We start from the raw sequence: 20,401 nt of genomic DNA on the forward strand, positions 1-20,401 counted from the left end.
GATCGTCTGCTTGCTTATCAGTATCACCGTCTCCTGTGGGATTGATTTGATTCAGAACGATCATTCTGCTATCAACTGAGTCATGCCAAGAAAAGCCAACATAACCACACAGAACCTGACCGACCGCGCACTGGAGCATTTTTGGGAGAACGGCTTCCATGCCTCCTCCCTAGATGACCTTGTGAAATCAACAGGGGCCACCCGTCACGCCATTTACGGCGCATTCGGCGGCAAAAAGCAGATGTTCCTCGCGTGTTTCCAACGCTATCAGGACCTCGTTGTCTCACCGGCGTTCACTCAGGTAGAGCAGCCTGATGCAACGCTGGAGCAAGTCGCAACCTATTTTGAAGCGCAGATCAGCCGGGCGGAGGAAACCGGCCTTCCGGGCCCGGGATGCTTTGTCGCCAACTCAGCAACCGAGGTTGCACCGCACGACACGGACGTTCTGGCCAAGGTGGAAGAACACAACGCCCGCCTCAAGCTGGGTTTTCTCAATGCGTTGCGCAACGAAACGCCTGCACCGCACCAGCTGAGCGCTGAAGAGCTGGAATTGCTTGCGGGAGTGCTGGTGGTGTTCACCAACGGCCTCTGGTCCACCTCCCGCCTCACCCAAGACGGTGATTTTCTGCGCGCCAGCACCAGACAATTTTTGGAAACCATCAGAACACGGATTTCGGCCCCATGACTGCTATCGCTCCCCCAAATCTCAAAGGAGCCTTCTGGCTCGCCCTGCTGCTAAACCTGCTTTGGATCAATGCTTCCGAGGTCTTTCGCTATTTCGCCTTCGTCATGCCATTGATGCGCAGCTCACTTCCGCAAATTCAGGACGTAGCCCCCATGAACCTGCCGGTGTTTATGATCTGGGGCGTGTGGGACACAGTGCTGGTGCTCGCAGCAACCGGCCTCAGCTGGGTGCTGCTGGAACGGTTCGGCCCAACCATCCGCAACGCGCTTTACGCAGGCAGCGTAATCTGGGCAACAATCTTCGTCATCCTCTGGCTTGGCCTTTGGAACATGAACCTGGCCACCACCCAAGTCGTCCTGACCACCTTGCCGCTGGCCTGGCTGGAAATGATCGTATCCGCCCTTATCGTGAGATGGATGATGGTGCGGGGCTGTTTGGATTGAGCCACTTCAAGGATGCTGGCAAAACTCTCGCCAACATCCAAAAGCAATTCCAATCGGGCACAAAGCCTAGTTTTTCATCTTGTCTGTCTGATGCAATACGACTTGCGCCAAGCCACCTGATTGCGAGCCAGAGACTTCAACCTCAACGCCTTTTTTGACATAGCGATATCTATACTTGCTGTCGCTTTTTACTTTTTTCCAACCACGCTTAACCAGCTCACTTCTTATCCAGCCGGCCAGCATATACACGCCACCACCAACACCGTTGCTGGTCACCATGCAACGGTCAATCCAAGAGTGGAAGACAAAGGTCACCCCCCTTGAACCCGGGAATCTGCTGCCTCCTTCGTCCTTCGGACGGAAGTAGGCAGGAAAGCCCAGACCAAAGGTTGGCTTGTATCCATACTTTGCAAACTTCGCTTTATCTGGTGCTTTGTTACTCGCCGCAAAATCGATACATTGGTCGATAGCTCCGCCGATTGAAGCAGAGAATGTTTTGTTGCTGCGATCAACAATCTCTTCAACGGTTGGGCGAGGGCCTTGTTGCGCGGTTGTGGTACAACCTGCAGCTAACAAAGATAAAGCCAGTACGGCACAAACATGTTTTTTCATTTTCTCACAAAGGGCTAGAGAATATTTTTATGCTAAATGCATATTTATACTCTGCGCTTGCCCCAACCTTATTAGTGTAAAGCGCTGCTCTAAACTTCCTTGCCCTCAATACATGTCACGCAGTACCCTGCCCGACGGATAACGGGGGAGTGTTGAGATGAAGCAAATCACGGGTGGGTGTTTGTGCGGGGCGGTTCGGCTTGTGGCATCTGGGGAGCCGGACAGGGTTGGCGTTTGCCATTGCATGGATTGCCGTAAACATCACGGCGCCGTTTTCCATGCCTCGGCGGTCTATCCTGAGGAGAAGGTCAGTATTGAGGGTAAAGTGAACGCCTATCAGGGCCGCTTCTTCTGCCCAAAATGCGGATCTTCCGTCTATTCAACCAGTGAAGGCGAAGTCGAGGTCCACTTGGGCGCTCTGGACGAACCCAACCAGATGACCCCAACCTATGAGCTCTGGACCACCCGCCGCGAAACCTGGCTACCAGAGTTCCCGGTTGCAAAAACCTATGAGAAGGATCGTGTTGAAGAGTGAAAAGGTTGCAGTCACGCTTCAGCAAGAGCGCTGTACCCCTCTAATCATTTCTTTCTATAAATCCCTCAAAAAACATCTAATCACGACCTTTAAGCCTAACAGAAATCAATCTCTTGATCGTGCTTCAAAACCCAATGACTATAGCCTTGAGCGTTTCACTTGAGGAATGTCTATAAAGAGGTTGCCGAGGATGCCAACTGCAATAAAAGCACCTGAACTCCCCAAGAAGTGGTCGAGTAGCAGTATTCCAAGCGAACATGAAGCAAAGCAAAGTATCAAGATCCTTCAGGCTCGCGCGAAACTGGCCGGAGATTCACAAGCCCGCAAGCTGGCTGATCTAACGCTGCAGAAACTTGGAAATTTTTTGTTATTTGAAGCGAAAAAAGGGGATCAGAACAAGCAAAAGCAAGCGGATGAAATCAAGCCAATGGTCATGAAGCTCTTTGAAAAGGCGCATGAACTAAGTGCTCGTTTAAAGTTGCCATCCGGGTCTTTTGTTGTGCGGGTTGCCAAGCAATCCAAGCCAAAATTTTATCACAACGCCTCAAGTGCCGGAAAAAAGGCCGTTTGGACTTTTAGATACGAAGATGTGGGATTACCATCAGTGAATGGGACATTCGATATCACCATGGACCGCAGCTATGCATCCTTAAAAGGGGATGAGAACAAACAGGCCAAGAAGATTGGTGATGAAGCTGTTGCTGAAACAAAGAAGATTACAAAATCAAGAGACGTAAAGCTGGTGAAGTAAAGCGCTCAGCTTGTAGCAGAGCCCCATTCATGAAGCATATCTTCAATGGCAGTCTGGTTTCGGCAATGCCAAATGCACTGGTTTGTGGCGCTTTCCAAACAGGTCCTGATATTGCGGCGAAGTCTTGAACCATTTTTGAGACTGCGAACTGCGAAGCGGTATTGCTGAAGCGGCCAGTCCGAGTTTCCTGCAGGCAGTTCCCGGCGTGTCTTGCCGATGTTGCGCCACGGACGCGCTATCAGGCGCCATGTCCTGACCAGCTCAAGTGGATCAAGGCAGGAGTGATCACATGTTCGCGATTGGCGAAGCGTCTAAGCGCAGTGGCGTTGCTATTGAAACGATCCGTTATTACGAGCGCGAAGGCATAGTTATCAAACCTGCCCGCGGGGATAACGGACGGCGCGCCTACTCCGAAAAGGAGATCGGGCAGTTACGCTTCATCAAACGCTGCCGGGATCTGGGGTTCACCATCAAAGATGCACAAGCGCTTCTCAGCCTCGGTGAGCAGCAAGACGAGAACTGCAAAATCGCTCATGACATGAGCAAGGCGCATTTGGAGTCTGTCCGCCAAAAAATCGAAAGCCTTCGACAGTTGGAAAAAGCGCTCGAAGAGCTCATGGGAAACTGCGCTAGCGGTAATCTGCAGTGCCCTTTGCTGGATCGTCTGCACGCAGACTGAAACGTCTAACCGGCCTAATCCGTAAAAACATAACAACGCAGAAAAACGCTAAATCGCGCAAAGCAACGCACATTTCAACGCAAACGAGATATCCCCGTTTAGCGCGGGGGTTAAGTCTCTTCCAGCAGCGCTGGATCAGCCACCACGGCGCGCAGCACCAGGTCAGAAACGCTGCGGGCGATTTCTTTCAGATCCTTGTCGGTTTGCTCGGCGCGCGGTGAGTACCAGAAGCATGGGCCGTTCATCAGGATGATGATGGAGTGCAGTGTGATGGAGACCGATTGCTTTGCAAACACACCAGCCTCAATGCCTTCCGTCAGCACACCGCGATACAGGTTCTCATAGGCACGGCGCATTTCGATGATTTGCTCGATCATCTGTGTTTCATGAGGCTTGGCCGCGCCACGAAAAAACATGCGGGTGTCTTCGCTGACAACACGGTGATAGCTCAGGAACTTGAGGATGCGCAGCACATGGGCAATGGACATGGCGCGCAGCTTCTCGACAGGGGGGATGTGTTGCGCTGCAATGGGGCTAACCCGTTCCATAAGCAGGGAAACAGAGCGCAGGCGGACGGCATAAAGCAGTTCACCCTTGGAGCGGAAATGGTGGTAAACACGCCCCTTTGTAGACCCAAGCAGACCGGCAATGTCATCAATGGAAGCCACATCCGGCCCCATTCTCATGAAACACTCCGCAGCAGCGTCCAATATCTCCTGCTGAGACCGGCTCAAATCTTCGATCATTCCCGTATTCCCCTAAAGGCTCCCGCTGCCTTCCCTTTAACGCAGTTTACTTGCAATCTGAATCCGACAAACTGCTTTAAAGCATCTTTCTTGCGCCCAGTCCTACCCGAATACCAACAGGCACATTTCAGGAATGCGCTGTAAATACACAGGTTTACAGCCTCCATCTGAGCCAAAACCCTAGCATACCTAACGAAATTGTGTATCAGAAATTCCTTTACCTGAAGCACCAGTCCCTAGTATAAGTTCAACCTATGATAGATGGAATTGGATCCTCATTTACCGGACTGGCTCGCTCAGCGTCTTACAACGCAGTTCAGCCCGCACGCGTAAACCAGCAGGAATCCACGTCTTTTTCCGTTGAACATGCGGTTCCAAAAGACTCCGTCACCATCAGAAGCGACCTTTCTGCCAACCCGGTAGCGGCCTCCTCTTCCTCTGAAAAGTCCAAGAATGAAAACGGACAGCTTTCCGATGGAGAACAGGAGCAGGTTCAAGAGCTTAAGACACGTGATGCGGAAGTTCGCGCGCACGAACAAGCCCATGCAGCAACAGGCGGTGCCTACGCTGGAGCGCCGAGTTATACCGAGACTCGCGGCCCGGATGGTCACAGCTATGCCATTGGCGGCGAAGTCTCAATCGACTCTGCCCCCGTTTCCGGTGACCCGGAAGCCAGCATTGCCAAGCTGAACACGGTCATCGCAGCAGCCCTCGCGCCCGCTCAGCCATCCGGTCAGGATCAGGCCGTTGCAGCGCAAGCCCAGACGAATCTGGCACAGGCCTATACCGAGCTGCGCGAGAAGAACCTTGGCGGCAGCGAGGAAGAGCAGGAAACCAGCGAAATCAGCGGGTTACAATCTCTGTTGCAGGTTCAGGAATATCCTGAAACCGCCTCTGATCCATCTGCATTGCTGCTCAATGCAACTCAGGCTTATCAAGCCGCGGCAGTTTAACGCTCACCTGAGCATTCTTCACCCAGCAGCAATCCTCAGCACCCCACAAGCGTGCAACAACGCCATGAAATCATGATGTTTTTCGGAGTTTTAAAATAACTCTACGAGCTAAATACCTGACAGAACTTGTTAAAATATTTTCATAGAGTCGCAGTGCATATAAGTAAAAGTCATTGACTTGGTTTTTGTAGTGGCCTAAGGCGGAAATGTACTTAGCGTCACTCGAGTTTGCTGTGAAACTGACAAAAGCCAAAGCGACTGTATTTGCTGCACTGTTTGTGTTGATGCAGCTTGTTGCGCCTCCCGGCATGATGGTGTCCGGCGGTGAGGACGGCTTTGAGATTGTCATCTGCACCGCGCAAGGTATGCGAACAGTCCTTCTTGACGAGCAAGGCAACGAACTCCCGCAAGCTGAAGAACAGAAGGCCTACGACAACTGCGCATTTGGCAGTGTTGTTGCAAAGGCCCTCAGCACGTCTCCTCACACAGAGTTTGGCGGGTCACCCCTTCCTATCGATGTAGTTTCACTGCCAACAAGCGTTGCGCTTGCTGAAACAACAGTGCGCATCGCAGCACCCAGAGCACCTCCCGTCTGAGCATAAATTGGTTTGTCCCAGCCTTTCTTATTGTGGCTAATTTGCTGACATAAAAGGGCTATTTTCTCAAAGGACATTCCTGTTCCGTCATGCAAACCCATGGCAATTTCAGGTTTTCTGCAGGCTGCTTGTAGAAAAACCAGCGCCACATTTGCATGCATTCGGACCTGCAGAGCTCAACGCCTGCAACAGCTCATCCCTCAATCTCGGCAATGTCTGAGGTTGGCTCTGATTGCTCATCAAATGCAAGGTGCGTTCACTTGGCTTTGAAACCATCCACCGTACTGGCCTGCTGGCTCGCAACATGGTTTGTGATCCTGCAGCTTGTTGCGCCACCCGGCATGATGCCGCGCGCGGGCGCGGATGGTTTTGAAATTTCGATCTGTACTGCACAGGGCCTTCAGCAGATCTTCTTTGAAACTTCTGATGAGGATGAGGAGCAAAAAGACAAAAAGAACAATGCGTTCTGCGTTTTTTCCCTTGCCGCGCTAAAGTCTCCTTCTTCCGCTCCTTTGGGCGTGTTCATCCTTGAAATCACTCAACCGAAGCATGTCTTTGCCCACAACGAGGTGGGACACTACGCAATTTTGCGGCGAAGCCATGCTCCAAGGGCGCCTCCTGTCTTTGTCTGATTTTCGCTCGATTACAGATAATGATTGGAACTGAAATGAATAAATTCAAGCAACTCCTTGGCGTCAGCGGTGTGCTCGCAGCGTCTCTTCCTGCTCTGATTTCCGGCGTGCCAACAGCACAGGCGGAAGACATTCAACAGCTGCGCATTGCGGTGAAAAAAGATCGCTACAGCGTCGACCCGAAGAAGTTCAACTTCACCACCCGTCGACCAGCCGGGCAGATTGTTGAAACGGCTGTTAAACCAGACGAAAACTTCATTCCGCAAGGCGTGTTGTTTGAGACTTGGGACTACAAAGACGGCATTTACAGCATCAAGCTGCGCGAAGGCATCAAGTTCCACGACGGGCAGACCTTTGACGCCAAAGCCGCCATTGATGCGCTGAAGCTGTACGATCAGGGCCGCTCCGACTTCCTGCAGATTGATCAGGAGAGCTTTGATCAGACCGGGCCTTACACCTTCACGTTCAAGTCCGAGATCAACTCCTCTCTTGTCATTGAAAACATGACCCACCGTGGGGCATCGCTGTTTTCCATCAACGGTGAACGTGCAGAAAATCCAATTGGTACAGGCCCTTACCTGCTGGATAGCTACAAGCCAAAGCAGTCCATCAGCATGAAACGCAATGCGGATTATTGGGGGGATGCGCCGAAGGTTGAAAACATAACCTATCATTTCATTGCAGATGATCAGGTGCGTTTGCTGGCCCTGCAGAACAAAGAGGTCGACATCGTCGCTGAAGTCACTCCTCAGATGCTGCTGAGCCTGCCAAAAGACGGTTCCGTGGTGGTGCACCAGTCTCGCCCAATCCGTTACGTGGCGCTGCTGACCAACCTGCACGGCAAAGCGCCATATGACACGCTGAAGGACAAGCACGTGCGGGAGGCACTGGCTTATGCCATCAACCGCGAGCAGCTGGCACAAGTGCTGTTCAACGGCAAAGGCGTTGTTGCAAAAGGCATTTTGCCAGACTGGATGTTTGGTCTTGGCGACAAGCACGTGGACGGCTTTGACTACAACACCCAGAAGGCAGAAGCGCTGCTGGATGAAGCTGGCTGGACCAAAGGCAGCGATGGCATGCGCAGCAAAGACGGCAGGCCGCTGAAACTGCGCCTTGTAGCCGCTTACCCGAACGTTTCCAGCGTACGCCCAATGCCAGAGCTGCTGGAGCAGATGTTCCGCGGCATCGGCATCGACATTGAGCTGGTTCAGGTTGATGATTCAGGCGTTTACGACGACACCTATCTGGCAACCGGAGAAGCGGATCTGTACATGGAGTTTGCCTCCAACAACAACGCAGACCCAACCTACCTGCTGTACAACCTGTTCCACTCCAAAACCCCGTGGGGCTACCAGTACACCGCACCGGGTGGCAAGCTGGACACCATCCTCGACAATGCCCGTCAGGCGCAGAGCCGCGAAGAAGTCATTGAACTTGTTCGCGAAGCGCACCGCGAAATCGTGCAGACCAAACTGGCTGCTATTCCAATCCTGATGGTGCCAAACTTCAATCTGTCCCGTCCGGGTCTGAGCATCCCGATGTTCGAGCACGCTGACTGGATCGATTACGGTCAGGTTATCCAAACCAAATAAGAGATGCGCAGCACAGGTCATTGCAACACCATGATCTGTGCTGCCTTTTCACGAAAGATCAGCACATGAAGCAGTTTGTTTTCAAGCGCACGCTTTCGGGAATTCCAACTCTGTTTGGCATGACCCTGATTGGTTTTTTAATCATCGGCCTCACCCCCGGTGATCCTATTGAGATGGAGCTGCGCCGCCTGGGCGTGTCGTTCACCGCGGAGCAGGTGGAGGCGCTGCGGGTGGAATATGGCTTGGATAAGCCCCTGATCCAGCGCTACTTTATCTGGCTGCTGGACCTGTTCCGGCTGGATCTGGGCACCTCCATAGCCTCAGGCCGTCCTGTGTTGGAGCTGTTTAAAGAGCACCTGCCCATCACGGCAACGCTGTCCGTTCTGGCATTCGTCAGCTCGCTGGCCTTGTCATTGGTGCTTGGCACAGTAACTGCTGTATCACAGCGCACATCGGTCTCTACCAGCCTTTACGTGCTGACCATGTTTCTGGTCTCCGTGCCCTCCTTCTGGCTGGCACTGTTTCTGCTGGCGGTGTTCGCACTGGGTCTTGGGTGGTTCAAACTGCTGCAATTCGGCAATGCGCAGGACCTGATCCTGCCCGTGATCACGTTGACCCTCGGCAACGCGGCGGTGATGAGCCGCCTTGTGAGGGAGCGGATTATCGCCGTGATGAGCGAAGATTACATCCGCCTTGCCATCACTAAAGGCCTGTCACGCCGCGCTATTTTGGGCCGTCACGTGCTGAAGTCCATTCTGCCGCCACTCATCACCAACTGGGCCATCTCTTTCGGTTCCCTGCTGGGTGGGTCTGTGATTATCGAGAATATCTTCAACCTGCCCGGTCTGGGGCAACTGGCGCTGCAAGCCATCGCGGAGCGGGACTTTGCGATCCTGCAGGCGTATCTGCTGTTTATGGGGCTGGTGTTCTTTCTGGCAAACTTTGCGGCGGACCTGACGAACCATTGGCTCATGCCTCACATCAAGGAGGATGACCATGGCGTACGTTGATAGTGCAAAATCTACCCCCCTCTCGCGGGCAACACAGCTCCTCAGAGGCAGAACCACATTTTTGTTGGGTGGGCTCTTCCTGTGCTTCTTCATCATGCTTGCCATTGGCGGCGAAGCCTTCGCCCCCAACCCACCCAACCAGATTGACCTGCTGCACCGTCTCAGCGCTCCCAGCCTGACTTACCCAATAGGAACCGACCATCTGGGCCGGTGTATCCTCTCCCGCCTGATGGCAGGAACCGCACTCTCCCTTGGCACAGCACTGACAACAGCCGGACTTATCCTCGCCATCGCCCTGCCCGTGGGCCTGCTCTCCGCCCTTTGCAAAGGCTGGGTTGATGCGGTTTTGATGCGGATTGCGGATATCTTCCTCGCGTTTCCCATGCTGGTGTTCGCCCTCGCCATCATCGGCTATCTGGGCGCCTCCCTCACCTCCGCCGTCATCGGCGTCGCCCTCGCCTGGTGGCCCAGCCTCGCCCGTTTGGTCCGCACGTTAACGCTGGAAGCCGCCTCCAAAGAGTACGTTTTAGCCTCCCGCCAATGCGGACAAAAGCCGCTCAGCATCATCGGGCGGCACATCCTTCCGCAAATCTTACCCCCGCTGCTGGTGGTTCTTTCCCTTGAAATGGCTGGGCTATTGCTGGTGCTCTCCTCCCTCAGCTTCCTCGGCCTTGGCGCACAACCACCTGCTGCGGAGTGGGGCGCCATGCTCAACGAAGCACGGCCTTTCTTCGCAGAGCGCCCAAGCGTGGTGCTGGCACCCGGCATCGTCATCATCCTCGCCGTTCTCAGCTTCAATCTGGTGGGCGAAGGTATCCGCTTTCAGCTGGACAAGAGGAAACCCTACAGATGGTAGAAATCCCCCTTCTTCAGGTGCATAACCTCACCATTTCCAACAGTGCGCAGAACAACGAGCCGCTGGTTGAAGGCGTCAGTTTTGATCTTGCAACCAACCAGAGACTGGGCCTGATTGGCAAATCCGGCTGCGGTAAGTCATTGACCTGCCACGCGATTACAGGCGCGTTGCGTGCTCCTCTGGCAGCTTCAAGCGGGTCCATCCGGTTTCGAGGCAACGACCTTCTGGCAATGCCGTTTGCTGAGAAACAGAGGATCAGAGGCACAGGCATCTTCTGCATTTTCCAAAGCCCCGGCAGCGCATTGCACCCCAGCCTGACCATTGAAACACAACTGCTTGAAACTGCTGGAAACGTCTCACTGCACGGTCAATCTGCACACCATGCTCTCCTTCAGGCACTCGAAGCGGTTTCACTGCCACAGCACTGCCTGAAGCAATACCCCAATGCCCTGAGCGGCGGCATGAAGCAGCGGGTGATGATGGCTATGGCTTTGATTTTAAAGCCAACTATTTTGATAGCTGATGAGCCGACCACTGGCCTTGATGTCATCACCGAGCACGAAACGCTAGAGGCTCTCAACGTGGTGCAACAGGAAACCGGCTCCGCTCTGCTGTTCGTCAGCCATGATCTGCGCATTGTCCGCCAAACCTGCACCTCTGTGCTGGTGATGGACGCTGGCCAACTCGTTGATGCCTGCGATCTGAACCAACCAATCGCCCCGGATTGCCACCGTGCGACCGCAGAAATTACAGACGCTATGGAAAGACTTCAGCTATGACCATGCAAGCAAGACACCTCTCCATCGCCTATGGCTCCAATCAGGTGCTTTCCAAAGTCAGCCTAACCCTGCATCCCTCCTGCACAACCGGCCTTGTAGGCCGCTCCGGCTGCGGAAAGTCAACGCTCGCCAAGGCGATGACGGGGATCATCCCCGCACCGCATGAGACGCTGTTTCACAACGACCAGATCTTCTTCCCCGACCTCAGCAAAACCGGAGATATCATCCACTACATGTGGCAGGACCCTCTGGCAGCTTTGAGCCCTTTCTTGAGTGCACTGGACCTAATCTGCGAGCCGCTCAAAGCCATCCATAAGCTGCCCAAGGCTGAACGCCAGCGACAGGCACAAGACCTGTTAGATAGGGTTGGGTTGGATGCAACCTGCGCAGCCAAGCGACCACATCAGCTTTCTGGTGGGCAGTGCCAACGTGTTGCGCTGGCACGCGCTTTGGCGGTTAAACCGCGGTTTCTTGTGTTGGATGAGCCGCTCTCCGCGCTGGATCTGGTGACGCAGGAGCAAATAACCCCCCTGCTGCGCAAGGTGCGGGCAGAGATGAACATGGGCCTCCTGATCATCTCACACGACCTGCAAACACTGGCAAAACTGGCCGATGACATCGCGGTGATGGATGGCGGAAGGATTGTAGAACACAAGGAAACACAAGAGTTTTTCGCAGCCCCTGAGCACCAGCTCTCTCGCCGTTTTGTCGAGATCTCGAAGTACTCAGCCCCTGCGGCTGCCCTTAACTGAACTTCGCTATCATGCCCGCCTAACCCTATTTAGGCGGGCATTGTTGTTTGTGGAGCACTTCTTTTAGGCTTCACGCCTTCTCAGGCTTCCAGTCTGGCTGGGTTTCGAAGATCGCCGCTGTTTCTGGCAGGGCATCCCAATGCGGTTTGTCGCGGTCAAAGATGACGACCTCAATTTCCAGATCATCCGCGTTGTCCATGGAACCGAGCGGCAACGTCATGTGGTCAGGTGCGTTGGTGTTGCGGCCATAGATCGGACTTCCGCAACCTGGGCAGAAGGCTTTGGTGACTTTTGAGCCGTTGGCAGAGGTGTAAAGATACTCGCCCAGCTCGCCGGAGATATTCACCTGATCAGCCCGGAACATGGCACCAACCGTATGGCCGGTCCCACTCACCCTGCGGCATTCCTCACAATGACATTGAGCCGTAACCACCGGGGCGCCCTCAATTTTGTAGGACACCGCCCCGCACATACAACGCCCGGATCGCTTGTTCACACTCGTTACTCCACCAGTTCGCCAACCACCTCACACGCCATACCGGCGATGAGAGGGACAGCTTTTCGCATCATTTCTGCGGCTTGCGGGTTGGAGGCGTTACCCGCTTCCGCACGGGCCACAACCCCTTGAAGAATAGCGGCTAATCGGAACATAGAGAACGCGAGATAGAACTCCCAGTTCTCAATCTCGCTAAGCCCGCGACGCATACAGTACTGGCGTACGTACTCCTCTTCAAGCGGAATACCGAGCGCCACACGATCCAGCCCTGCCAAACCGCGCAAACCTTTGAAAGACGGCAAACGCCACTGCATGCACTGGTAGGCAAGGTCCGCCAGCGGATGGCCAAGCGTAGAAAGCTCCCAATCCAGCACAGCCACAATCCGTGGCTCTGTGGGATGGAAGATCAGGTTGTCGAGTCGGTAATCCCCGTGCACCAGAGAAGTCGAACCATCATCCTCCACCATGTTCGCTTCCAGCCACTCCATCAGCCGGTTCATGGCTGGAATCATGACGGTTTCTGAGGCCTTGTACTGTTTGATCCAGCGTCCGGTCTGCCGCTCAAAGTAATTGCCGGGCTTGCCATAGTCCATCAGACCAACGGCATTGGGAGAGACATCATGCAGCGCGGCCAACACCCGGTTCATCTCTGCGAAGATCGCCATACGCTCTTCATTAGAGCACTCTGGCAGCGCAGGATCCCAGAAAATCCGCCCTTCAACATACTCCATCACAAAGAACATTGTGCCGATTGGAGAATCCTCCGCAGACAAATGATAGGTCTTGGGCACAGGCACATCACTGCCCGCCAGAGCCGTCATCACCTGATACTCGCGATCCACCATATGGGCGGATTTCAGCAAGGTTCCCGGAGGTTTAGCCCGCATGACGTAGGTCTTGTCAGAGGTCGCCAGCTTGTAAGTTGGGTTGGATTGGCCGCCCGGAAATTTCTCAATCTCCAGAAGCTCACCAAACTCCGGTATGTGCTGCTTCAGATAGGCCTGTAGCGCTGGTTTCTCTAATGTATGCAAGGCGTTCGTCATGGGCTCCCCTCCTCCATGAAACATCCGGTTGCCTGACGGTTCTTCCGTCCCGTGAACAGTCAGGCTCCTTATCGGCTTTTAGGCTCAGGCGTTGGCCATTGCCTTTACCAGCTTGGCGACACCTTCCATGGCGCTGTTCACCGGCTCCGCATCCGTGCGGTCAGCAATACGGCCCCAATTGGCAGAAATTGCCTCTGGTGTACGGTTGCCCTCAGCCAGATGAATGCCTTGTGTTTCAACCATTTCGGCTAGTGTGTAAGTGCCGGCAGCGGCCACAAGCACCTTACGGGTTGGCGCAGCCTCAGAGCACAGGAACACCACTGCAGGCGTGATGTTCTCTGGCGCAAGCATCTTCAGCGTGCCAGCATCCATAATAGTTTCTGTCATGCGTGTGCCGGCAGAAGGTGCGATGCAGTTGATGTGAATGTTGCTTTTTGCCCCTTCAAGGCCAAGCGTATTCATCATGCCCCAAAGGCCCGCTTTCGCAGCGCCGTAGTTCGCCTGCCCAAAGTTGCCATAGATGCCGGATGGAGATGTAGTCATGATGATGCGGCCATAGCCCTGCTCTTTCATCACGTTCCAGACGGCCTTGGTGCAGAGCGCTGCGCCATTGAGGTGCACGTCTACCACTTTGTTCCAGTTGGACATTTCCATCTTGGCAAAGGATTTATCGCGCAAAATGCCAGCGTTGTTGATGAGAATATCAACGCGCCCGAATGCTGCAACAGTGTCCGCCACCATAGCGTTGACAGCAGTCTCATCCGTCACATCCGCAGCATTGGCGATTGCTTTACCGCCTGCTGCTTTGATCTCCTCAACAACCGTTTCAGCAGCGGTTGCGGACGAACCGGAGCCATCAACAGAACCGCCCAGATCATTCACCACCACCGCAGCGCCGCGCGCAGCAAGGTCCAGCGCGTAAAGACGACCAAGCCCACCGCCTGCGCCCGTAACAATCGCTACCTGACCGGCAAAATTTATCGTGTCCTGCGTCATGCAGCTACCTCCTCAAAAAACGTCATTGTCAGCCATTGTGCGACCAACGCGGGGCTTTCGACACCCTCAATCTCAATTGAAAGACCAAACTCCTGAAGGATCTGACCATCTCCCTTGCGGGTCAGATTATCCAGAGTGAAACGTCCCCGAATGCGCTTACCACTGGCGACAGGATGTAAAAAGCGGATTTTATTGAAACCATAGTTGATGCCCATGGTCCGCCCCTTCACATCCGGCAGGGTTTCTATGGCGAATTTGCTGGCGAGTGAGAGTGTGAGAAACCCATGGGCGATGGTACCGCCAAACGGGGTTTCAGCCGCGGCGCGCTCAGGATCCATATGGATAAACTGCTCATCAAAGGTCAGTTTGCCAAAGGTGGAGATCATATACTGATCCACCTCCACCCAGTCAGACAAGCCGATCTGCTGGCCAACCCGGGCCTCAAGTTCTTCTATGGTCAGTTCCATAAGCCCCTCACTGTCCAAACAAATTGGTGCCTGTGGCGATATGAATGCCACCATCCAGCGGGATCACTTCTCCCGTGACATAAGACCCGCCTTTGCCACAAAGGAAGAGCGTCGCGCCCGCGATGTCATCAGGGTGCCCGATCCGGCCAAGTGGCACGCCTTTCCCGACATGCGCTGCTTTTTCGTCCGTTCCCGTTGCAAACGCTGTCATGTTGGATTGGAACGGTCCTGGCGCGAAACCGTTGAATGTAATGTGTTCTTTCGCCAGTTCTTTTGCGAGGATACGCGTCAGCTGGTGCACTGCGGCCTTTGAGGCTGAGTAAGAGTAAGCGCCATCCCCAATCGGCGTGGAGCCCATGACCGAGCCCAGATTGATAACCCGGGCCGGATCTTCCGGTCGTCCACTGGCTTTCAGCTCTGGCAATAGCGTCTGCGTCAAATGGAACAGGCCTGCCACGTTGACATCCATCACCTTCTTCCACGCAAAATACGGGAAGGTGCCCAGTGGCTCACCCCAGGTGATGCCAGCATTGTTGACCAGAATATCAAGCTTTGGACTGCGCTCACGCACAGTTTCAGCAAGAGCCAACACGCCCTCTTCAGAGCCAACATCTCCCTGAAACGCTTCAACAGATCCGGCAGCCGCCGGATTGTTGGCTTTCAGGTTCGCATTGATCTCCTGTGCTGTCTTCTCAACCACGTCCAGCTTGCGCGAGCAGATGAAGACGCGGGCGCCACCTTCTGCCAGTGCAGTGGCAACCATGCGGCCAATGCCGGTTCCACCACCTGTTACCAGCGCTGTTTTGCCAGCGACACCAAACAGTTCCTCAAGATATCCCATGAAGACACCCTACCTCCCATAGTGTTCTTCGATCTGCCACCGCCTCTCACGCGACTTGATTCAGGCGTTTCTTCATTCAGATACCGCCACCCACGTTTTGGGGAGGCCACCTTAAACCAATGGTCAAGCGTGCTCATCTTCGCGCGCAGTTGACAACATACTCAGTAGTATGTTTCCGTATATCAACAGTTGTAAAGCAAAATTTTTAGCTCGTTTCTTTTGTCTCTCCGGCCTGGGATTTTGATTTTGTGTGGGAGCTCATGATCACTTATCCCTCTGATAATAAGTGGAATTTCCCCACGGGTCTGTAAAGATAAAAGAGCTCAGATGTCTTGGGAGGGTCAATCATGAGCGACACTTTATTAGCCGAACGTCCAGCTATGGACCTTGGAGTAAGCCAGCGTGTAGCGCCACTCATGGAACAAGTGCGCAGCATGGTTCGCGATGAAATCATGCCCCTCGAGGATGAATTTCATGATGAAATTCCAGTGGGAGACCGCTGGCAACATACTCCGCGGCAAACAGAAATTCTGGAAAGTCTCAAGGCCAGCGCACGCGCCAAAGGCCTTTGGAATTTCTGGCTGACAGACTCCAAGCGCGGCTACGGCCTCAGCACCGTTGAATACGCCTATCTGGCTGAAGAGATGGGCAAATCTCCGCTCGCACCAGAAGTATTCAACTGCAACGCCCCTGACACCGGCAACATGGAGGTGTTTGAGCGCTATGGCTCCGAGGCGATGAAAGAAACCTGGCTGAAGCGCATGCTGGAAGGCAAGATTCGCTCAGCCTACCTGATGACTGAGCCAGACCACGGCTCATCCGACGCCACCAACATCCGCATGTCCTGCGTGCGAGATGGAGACCATTACGTGCTGAACGGCGAGAAGTGGTGGTCTTCTGGCGCTGGCGACCCGCGCTGTGCGGTCTACATCACCATGGTTCACACCCCGACAGACGGCACCAAGCATCAGCAGCATTCCATGATCGTGGTAGACGCCAACACACCGGGCATCACCAAGCTGCGCCCGATGCAGGTGTTTGGCCATGACCACGCCCCTCACGGACACTTGCACTTGCGGTTTGAGGATGTACGTGTCCCTGTCGAGAATCTGCTTCTGGAAGAAGGGCGCGGTTTTGAAGTGGCACAAGGCCGCCTTGGACCGGGTCGTATCCACCATTGCATGCGAGCAATTGGACAAGCGGAACAAGCGCTTGAGCTGATGTGTAAGCGCTCCATCAACCGTGAAGCCTTTGGTAAGCAGCTTTACAAACTGGGCGCCAACTTCGACATCATCGCAGAATGCCGCATGGAGATTGAGCAGGCCCGCCTCCTCTGCCTGAAAGCTGCATGGATGATGGACAATGCCTCCGCCCGCGAAGCAGCATTCTGGATCAGCCAGATCAAGGTGGTCGCCCCGCGCATGGCGCTCAAGGTGACGGATGAAGCCATGCAGATGTTTGGCGGTCAGGGCATCTCTCAGGATACCCCACTGGCAACCAACTGGATGAACCTGCGCACCTTGCGCTTTGCGGATGGCCCGGATGCCGTGCACCGCAACTTCATTGGCCGCTCTGAGCTGCGCAAACACACTCAGGAAAAGATCTGATAAGGCAGGAGAGCCACCGCTCTCCTTATCCTTTGCATCTGCACTCCAAAACAGGGAGAACGCAATGACATCACTTGATGACTTCCGCATGGAAACAAGGGCTTGGTTGGAAGAGAACTGCCCGCAAGACATGCGCAAGACAGTCACCACAGAGAGCGACATCTGCTGGGGTGGCCGCAACTGGACCTTTAAGTCCGAAGCACAACAGCAATGGCTGGAGCGCATGGCCGAGCGTGGCTGGACCGTGCCAAGCTGGCCGAAAGAGTACGGCGGCGGCGGCCTGAACGGTGACGAAGTCAAGATCCTCAAAGAGGAGATGACGCGTATTAACGCCATGTCTCCACTGGAAAGCTTTGGCATCTGGATGCTTGGTCCCGCTCTGCTGAAATACGGCTCTCACGAGCAAAAGCTGCAGCACCTGCCCCAGATTGCCCGCGGTGAAATTCGCTGGTGTCAGGGCTACTCAGAGCCCGGATCCGGCTCCGATCTGGCATCAGTCCAAACCAAAGGCGTGGATATGGGCGACCACTTCCTCGTCTCCGGCCAGAAGATCTGGACCTCCTATGCGGATCAAGCTGACTGGATCTTTGCTCTGGTGCGCACCGAACCGGATGCGAAGAAACACAAAGGCATCTCGTTCCTGCTGTTTGATATGACCAGTAAGGGCGTTTCCACCAAGCCGATCCGCTTGATTTCCGGCAGTTCTCCGTTCTGCGAAACCTTCTTCGATGACGTGAAGGTGCCTATGGAGAATGTGGTTGATGAGCGCGGCAACGGCTGGACAATCGCCAAGTATCTGCTGACCCATGAACGCGAAATGGTCAGCAATCTGGATGCGATTTTTGGCGGTTCCGCTGGCCTTTATGAGACTGCGATCCACTCAATCGGGCTGGATGAGACAGGCCGATTGGATGATCCGCTCCTTCGTGCTGATATCGGGGAGTTCCTGATTGATGAGATGGCGCTGACCGCACACCTTGCTGCCGCAAAAGACTTCCACCGCGCAGGTAACCAGCTGGGCGCCCGTTCTGCAGAGCTGAAGTATCTCGGCACAGAACTGAACAAACGCCGCCAGAGCCTCGTTGTACAGGCTGGAGGGCTCGAAGCCTTGTCTGGGCCGGAAGAGAACAACGGCATCGGCAATCAGTCTGCTTCTTGGCTGCGCTCTAAAGGCAACAGCATTGAAGGCGGCACCTCGGAGATCATGCTTTCCATCATTTCAAAAGCAGTGCTACGCCTGCCATCATTGGGTTAAGGAGAGAAAACATGGAACTTTTCAGCTCTGAAGAAACCCTTCTGAAGGACTCCGCCTCTGGCTTTATGGCAGAAAACGCCTCCGTGCAGGCACTGCGTGATCTGCGCGACCAGAAAGAGGCGCTTGGCTTCAATCAGGAGCTTCACAAAACACTGGCCGACATGGGCTGGTTTGGCATGTTGCTGCCAGAAGACGCAGGCGGATACGACTTTGGCCACCGCGCTGCGGGCCTTGTGGCTGAGGAAATGGGCCGCAACCTGACGGCCTCTCCGTTCCTCTCCACCGCTGTTTTGAGTGCAATTGCACTGCGCCAGTCTGGTGGGGATCATCTGAGTGAGTGGGGACCAAAGATTGCCGCTGGTGAAGCTGTTATTGCACTGGCAATCGACGAGGGAGCAAAGCACAACCCATCCCGCATCAAAGCCACGGCAGAACCGGACGGCAACGGCTTCATTCTCAACGCCAGAAAACGTGCGGTGTTTGATGGTTACAACGCCGACCGGCTGATTGTTGTTGCAAAAACCGGCGAAGACACTGGGCTTTTTCTGGTAGATCCAAGCGCGGCGGAAGTTGAGGTAGAGCGCAACGCTATGCTGGACAGCCGCAATGCCGCAAACATTCAGATCAGCAATTTGCATCTGGATGGCAAGGATTTGCTGTGTCCGCTTGATAAGGGCACGACCGTTCTGGAAGCCACGCTCCGCTCAGGTCGTGCGATTGCAGCGTCAGAACAACTTGGAGTTGCAAGAGAAGTTGCAGAGCGCACAACGGCATACCTGAATGAAAGAAAACAATTTGGTGTTCCAATCGGCATGTTTCAGGCACTTCAACACAGAATGGCCGACCTTTATTGCCAGATTGAACAAACAGCTTCACTCGTCTCTTTCGCGTTACGCGCAATAGATACAACCTCCGATAAGGCAGAGGCTCTTTCCCGAGCAGCCAAAGCCAAGGTTGCTAAAGTTTCTCGCGTGGCAACAGAAGAAGCGGTGCAGATGCATGGTGGAATCGGTATGACCGACGAAGTTGACGTCGGATTGTTCATGAAACACGACCGGGTGTTAACAGAGATGCTGGGTGACAGTGCTCACCATATAGACTTTCTGCTAAAAACACGGGGTCTTTAACTGTATAATCCGTAATTCTACTTGTGATTATTTCTAAAGTAACTTCATAATTGAAGCCATCTGGTCCACCCCTTTGGATCAGCGAGAGCCAGTCCGCAACAGCATTGCCCGGTGTTGCAGACTGGCTCTTTCCATTTTTGGCTAACCAAAACCATCTCAGATCTTCATACCCGGCATGTTGAGGGAGGATGTGTTTCCGCCATCAACAGCGAGGGCCTGGCCGGTGATGAAGCTGGCATCGCGGCTGGCAAGGAAAGCGATTGTTGCTGCAACTTCAGCAGGATCACCATGCCGACGCAGTTCCGCTCTTGAGCCGAGCCTGTCTTCTTTGCCAACACTGCGGGCGTGATCAAACACAGGTTTTGTCATGCCGGTCTCAATAAGCCCCGGACAAACCGCATTCACACGCACGCCGTGCTCGCCAAAATCGCAGGCAGATGTTTTTGTAAAATTGATGAGCGCAGCTTTGGAAGCACTGTAGGCATTCCCGCCAGCACCGGCTCTGATTCCAGCAACGGATGCAGTATTCACAATAGAACCGCGGCCTGAAGCCTTGAGTTGCTCGCGGGTGTACTTGGTAAATAACATTGCGCCGAGTACATTCACCTCATAAACTTTGAGCCAGTCGCTAAAGTCCTCATGGCTGCCGCCCCAGGAACCTTCGCAGATGACCCCGGCATTGTTGCAAAGAACGCTTATACCGCCAAAGGTGTTCTCAACGGCATCCACGCAGCTCTCAACCGCTTCTTCATTCGCAACATCAACGACATAGACCCGCGCACGGCAACCTTCTGGCAACAGCCCTGCGGTTTCATCAAGGCCGTCCTCATTCAGGTCCACCAGAGCGATCGCGGCCCCTTCTTCCGCCAGTCGGATCGCGGTTGCGCGGCCAATGCCGCTGCCTGCGCCCGTAATCAGGGCTGCCTGACCTGCAAATCTGGGTTGCAT

General features: G+C 54.3%; 24 protein-coding genes. 16 read left to right on the top strand and 8 right to left on the bottom strand.

The window, feature by feature from the left end; all coding sequences use genetic code 11:
- Positions 1-82: 82 nt before the first annotated feature.
- Positions 83-685 carry a TetR/AcrR family transcriptional regulator gene (locus PsAD5_RS17340; RefSeq protein WP_063292987.1) on the top strand — a complete coding sequence of 201 codons (603 nt, stop codon included), beginning with the start codon at positions 83-85 and terminating at the stop codon, positions 683-685.
- Positions 682-1,128: a hypothetical protein gene (locus PsAD5_RS17345; protein WP_063292988.1), complete on the top strand. Its 447-nt coding sequence runs from the start codon at positions 682-684 to the stop codon at positions 1,126-1,128. Before PsAD5_RS17340 ends, PsAD5_RS17345 begins: the two co-directional genes overlap by 4 nt.
- Before the next feature lie 66 nt (positions 1,129-1,194).
- Here PsAD5_RS17345 and PsAD5_RS17350 read toward each other — a convergent pair whose 3' ends face one another.
- Positions 1,195-1,740 carry a hypothetical protein gene (locus PsAD5_RS17350; RefSeq protein ID WP_063292989.1) on the bottom strand — a complete coding sequence of 182 codons (546 nt, stop codon included), beginning with the start codon at positions 1,738-1,740 and terminating at the stop codon, positions 1,195-1,197.
- A 157-nt stretch (positions 1,741-1,897) separates the two neighbouring features.
- Here PsAD5_RS17350 and PsAD5_RS17355 point away from each other — a divergent pair, with 157 nt between their 5' ends.
- The 3 genes from PsAD5_RS17355 (at position 1,898) to PsAD5_RS17365 (ending at position 3,705) form a co-directional block, all read left to right on the top strand.
- Complete coding sequence (locus PsAD5_RS17355) at positions 1,898-2,275, top strand: GFA family protein (protein ID WP_063292990.1); 378 nt, start codon at positions 1,898-1,900, stop codon at positions 2,273-2,275.
- Positions 2,276-2,465: 190 nt separating this feature from the next.
- Entirely contained in the window at positions 2,466-3,026 is a 561-nt protein-coding gene (locus tag PsAD5_RS17360; protein ID WP_063292991.1) for a hypothetical protein, read from the top strand.
- Positions 3,027-3,315: 289 nt separating this feature from the next.
- The gene (locus PsAD5_RS17365) at positions 3,316-3,705 is read left to right on the top strand and encodes a MerR family transcriptional regulator (RefSeq protein ID WP_063287855.1); all 390 of its coding nucleotides are present in this window, start codon (positions 3,316-3,318) and stop codon (positions 3,703-3,705) included.
- 110 nt (positions 3,706-3,815) lie between these two features.
- On the opposite strand, the gene PsAD5_RS17370 is transcribed toward PsAD5_RS17365, so the two are convergent.
- Positions 3,816-4,451, bottom strand: a complete 636-nt coding sequence (locus tag PsAD5_RS17370; RefSeq protein WP_063292992.1) for a TetR/AcrR family transcriptional regulator — start codon at positions 4,449-4,451, stop codon at positions 3,816-3,818.
- Positions 4,452-4,705: 254 nt separating this feature from the next.
- Between PsAD5_RS17370 and PsAD5_RS17380 the strand changes: the two genes are divergently transcribed.
- The 8 genes from PsAD5_RS17380 (at position 4,706) to PsAD5_RS17415 (ending at position 11,621) form a co-directional block, all read left to right on the top strand.
- On the top strand, positions 4,706-5,404 hold the full coding sequence (locus tag PsAD5_RS17380) for a putative metalloprotease CJM1_0395 family protein (protein ID WP_063292994.1): 699 nt from the start codon (positions 4,706-4,708) through the stop codon (positions 5,402-5,404).
- Between the two features lie 233 nt (positions 5,405-5,637).
- On the top strand, positions 5,638-6,000 hold the full coding sequence (locus PsAD5_RS17385) for a DUF2946 family protein (protein WP_063287985.1): 363 nt from the start codon (positions 5,638-5,640) through the stop codon (positions 5,998-6,000).
- Positions 6,001-6,260: 260 nt separating this feature from the next.
- A complete protein-coding gene (locus PsAD5_RS17390) occupies positions 6,261-6,632 on the top strand; it encodes a DUF2946 family protein (protein ID WP_153041400.1) in 372 nt (123 codons plus the stop codon).
- 35 nt (positions 6,633-6,667) lie between these two features.
- Entirely contained in the window at positions 6,668-8,224 is a 1,557-nt protein-coding gene (locus PsAD5_RS17395; protein ID WP_063293090.1) for an ABC transporter substrate-binding protein, read from the top strand.
- A gap of 65 nt (positions 8,225-8,289) precedes the next feature.
- Positions 8,290-9,234 (top strand): ABC transporter permease, encoded by a 945-nt coding sequence (locus PsAD5_RS17400; RefSeq protein ID WP_063292996.1) that lies wholly within the window; start codon positions 8,290-8,292, stop codon positions 9,232-9,234.
- Complete coding sequence (locus PsAD5_RS17405; protein ID WP_063292997.1) at positions 9,221-10,090, top strand: ABC transporter permease; 870 nt, start codon at positions 9,221-9,223, stop codon at positions 10,088-10,090. Before PsAD5_RS17400 ends, PsAD5_RS17405 begins: the two co-directional genes overlap by 14 nt.
- The gene (locus tag PsAD5_RS17410; RefSeq protein ID WP_063292998.1) at positions 10,084-10,869 is read left to right on the top strand and encodes an ABC transporter ATP-binding protein; all 786 of its coding nucleotides are present in this window, start codon (positions 10,084-10,086) and stop codon (positions 10,867-10,869) included. Before PsAD5_RS17405 ends, PsAD5_RS17410 begins: the two co-directional genes overlap by 7 nt.
- A complete protein-coding gene (locus PsAD5_RS17415) occupies positions 10,866-11,621 on the top strand; it encodes an ABC transporter ATP-binding protein (protein ID WP_063292999.1) in 756 nt (251 codons plus the stop codon). The genes PsAD5_RS17410 and PsAD5_RS17415 overlap by 4 nt, the downstream gene beginning before the upstream one ends.
- A gap of 70 nt (positions 11,622-11,691) precedes the next feature.
- Here the strand turns inward: PsAD5_RS17415 and PsAD5_RS17420 are convergent, their stop codons facing one another.
- From PsAD5_RS17420 to PsAD5_RS17440, 5 genes are all read right to left on the bottom strand, one after another.
- On the bottom strand, positions 11,692-12,117 hold the full coding sequence (locus tag PsAD5_RS17420) for a GFA family protein (protein WP_446737487.1): 426 nt from the start codon (positions 12,115-12,117) through the stop codon (positions 11,692-11,694).
- Positions 12,118-12,122: 5 nt separating this feature from the next.
- Entirely contained in the window at positions 12,123-13,160 is a 1,038-nt protein-coding gene (locus PsAD5_RS17425; protein WP_063293000.1) for a phosphotransferase, read from the bottom strand.
- 84 nt (positions 13,161-13,244) lie between these two features.
- A complete protein-coding gene (locus tag PsAD5_RS17430; protein ID WP_063287846.1) occupies positions 13,245-14,156 on the bottom strand; it encodes an SDR family NAD(P)-dependent oxidoreductase in 912 nt (303 codons plus the stop codon).
- A complete protein-coding gene (locus tag PsAD5_RS17435; RefSeq protein WP_057462147.1) occupies positions 14,153-14,623 on the bottom strand; it encodes a MaoC family dehydratase in 471 nt (156 codons plus the stop codon). Before PsAD5_RS17435 ends, PsAD5_RS17430 begins: the two co-directional genes overlap by 4 nt.
- A 7-nt stretch (positions 14,624-14,630) precedes the next feature.
- Positions 14,631-15,464, bottom strand: a complete 834-nt coding sequence (locus tag PsAD5_RS17440; protein WP_063293001.1) for an SDR family oxidoreductase — start codon at positions 15,462-15,464, stop codon at positions 14,631-14,633.
- A gap of 347 nt (positions 15,465-15,811) precedes the next feature.
- Between PsAD5_RS17440 and PsAD5_RS17445 the strand changes: the two genes are divergently transcribed.
- From PsAD5_RS17445 to PsAD5_RS17455, 3 genes are all read left to right on the top strand, one after another.
- Positions 15,812-17,071: an acyl-CoA dehydrogenase family protein gene (locus PsAD5_RS17445; RefSeq protein WP_244271740.1), complete on the top strand. Its 1,260-nt coding sequence runs from the start codon at positions 15,812-15,814 to the stop codon at positions 17,069-17,071.
- Positions 17,072-17,135: 64 nt separating this feature from the next.
- Complete coding sequence (locus PsAD5_RS17450) at positions 17,136-18,326, top strand: acyl-CoA dehydrogenase family protein (RefSeq protein WP_063293002.1); 1,191 nt, start codon at positions 17,136-17,138, stop codon at positions 18,324-18,326.
- An 11-nt stretch (positions 18,327-18,337) separates the two neighbouring features.
- Positions 18,338-19,453: an acyl-CoA dehydrogenase family protein gene (locus tag PsAD5_RS17455; protein WP_063293003.1), complete on the top strand. Its 1,116-nt coding sequence runs from the start codon at positions 18,338-18,340 to the stop codon at positions 19,451-19,453.
- Between the two features lie 156 nt (positions 19,454-19,609).
- Here the strand turns inward: PsAD5_RS17455 and PsAD5_RS17460 are convergent, their stop codons facing one another.
- Positions 19,610-20,401, bottom strand: a complete 792-nt coding sequence (locus tag PsAD5_RS17460; protein ID WP_063293004.1) for an SDR family NAD(P)-dependent oxidoreductase — start codon at positions 20,399-20,401, stop codon at positions 19,610-19,612.

The sequence above is a fragment of the Pseudovibrio sp. Ad5 genome (genome assembly GCF_001623095.1).
Taxonomy (GTDB): Bacteria; Pseudomonadota; Alphaproteobacteria; order Rhizobiales; family Stappiaceae; genus Pseudovibrio.

Bases quoted from the DNA above. Each gene is read 5' to 3' on its own strand.
- PsAD5_RS17370 (WP_063292992.1), bottom strand. From the start codon at position 4,451: ATGATCGAAGATTTGAGCCGGTCTCAGCAGGAGATATTGGACGCTGCT.
- PsAD5_RS17430 (WP_063287846.1), bottom strand. From the start codon at position 14,156: ATGACGCAGGACACGATAAATTTTGCCGGTCAGGTAGCGATTGTTACG.
- PsAD5_RS17360 (WP_063292991.1), top strand. From the start codon at position 2,466: ATGCCAACTGCAATAAAAGCACCTGAACTCCCCAAGAAGTGGTCGAGT.
- PsAD5_RS17340 (WP_063292987.1), top strand. From the start codon at position 83: ATGCCAAGAAAAGCCAACATAACCACACAGAACCTGACCGACCGCGCA.
- PsAD5_RS17405 (WP_063292997.1), top strand. From the start codon at position 9,221: ATGGCGTACGTTGATAGTGCAAAATCTACCCCCCTCTCGCGGGCAACA.
- PsAD5_RS17460 (WP_063293004.1), bottom strand. From the start codon at position 20,401: ATGCAACCCAGATTTGCAGGTCAGGCAGCCCTGATTACGGGCGCAGGC.
- PsAD5_RS17435 (WP_057462147.1), bottom strand. From the start codon at position 14,623: ATGGAACTGACCATAGAAGAACTTGAGGCCCGGGTTGGCCAGCAGATC.
- PsAD5_RS17400 (WP_063292996.1), top strand. From the start codon at position 8,290: ATGAAGCAGTTTGTTTTCAAGCGCACGCTTTCGGGAATTCCAACTCTG.
- PsAD5_RS17415 (WP_063292999.1), top strand. From the start codon at position 10,866: ATGACCATGCAAGCAAGACACCTCTCCATCGCCTATGGCTCCAATCAG.
- PsAD5_RS17365 (WP_063287855.1), top strand. From the start codon at position 3,316: ATGTTCGCGATTGGCGAAGCGTCTAAGCGCAGTGGCGTTGCTATTGAA.
- PsAD5_RS17350 (WP_063292989.1), bottom strand. From the start codon at position 1,740: ATGAAAAAACATGTTTGTGCCGTACTGGCTTTATCTTTGTTAGCTGCA.
- PsAD5_RS17425 (WP_063293000.1), bottom strand. From the start codon at position 13,160: ATGACGAACGCCTTGCATACATTAGAGAAACCAGCGCTACAGGCCTAT.
- PsAD5_RS17450 (WP_063293002.1), top strand. From the start codon at position 17,136: ATGACATCACTTGATGACTTCCGCATGGAAACAAGGGCTTGGTTGGAA.
- PsAD5_RS17395 (WP_063293090.1), top strand. From the start codon at position 6,668: ATGAATAAATTCAAGCAACTCCTTGGCGTCAGCGGTGTGCTCGCAGCG.
- PsAD5_RS17345 (WP_063292988.1), top strand. From the start codon at position 682: ATGACTGCTATCGCTCCCCCAAATCTCAAAGGAGCCTTCTGGCTCGCC.
- PsAD5_RS17440 (WP_063293001.1), bottom strand. From the start codon at position 15,464: ATGGGATATCTTGAGGAACTGTTTGGTGTCGCTGGCAAAACAGCGCTG.
- PsAD5_RS17355 (WP_063292990.1), top strand. From the start codon at position 1,898: ATGAAGCAAATCACGGGTGGGTGTTTGTGCGGGGCGGTTCGGCTTGTG.
- PsAD5_RS17445 (WP_244271740.1), top strand. From the start codon at position 15,812: ATGAGCGACACTTTATTAGCCGAACGTCCAGCTATGGACCTTGGAGTA.
- PsAD5_RS17380 (WP_063292994.1), top strand. From the start codon at position 4,706: ATGATAGATGGAATTGGATCCTCATTTACCGGACTGGCTCGCTCAGCG.
- PsAD5_RS17410 (WP_063292998.1), top strand. From the start codon at position 10,084: ATGGTAGAAATCCCCCTTCTTCAGGTGCATAACCTCACCATTTCCAAC.
- PsAD5_RS17455 (WP_063293003.1), top strand. From the start codon at position 18,338: ATGGAACTTTTCAGCTCTGAAGAAACCCTTCTGAAGGACTCCGCCTCT.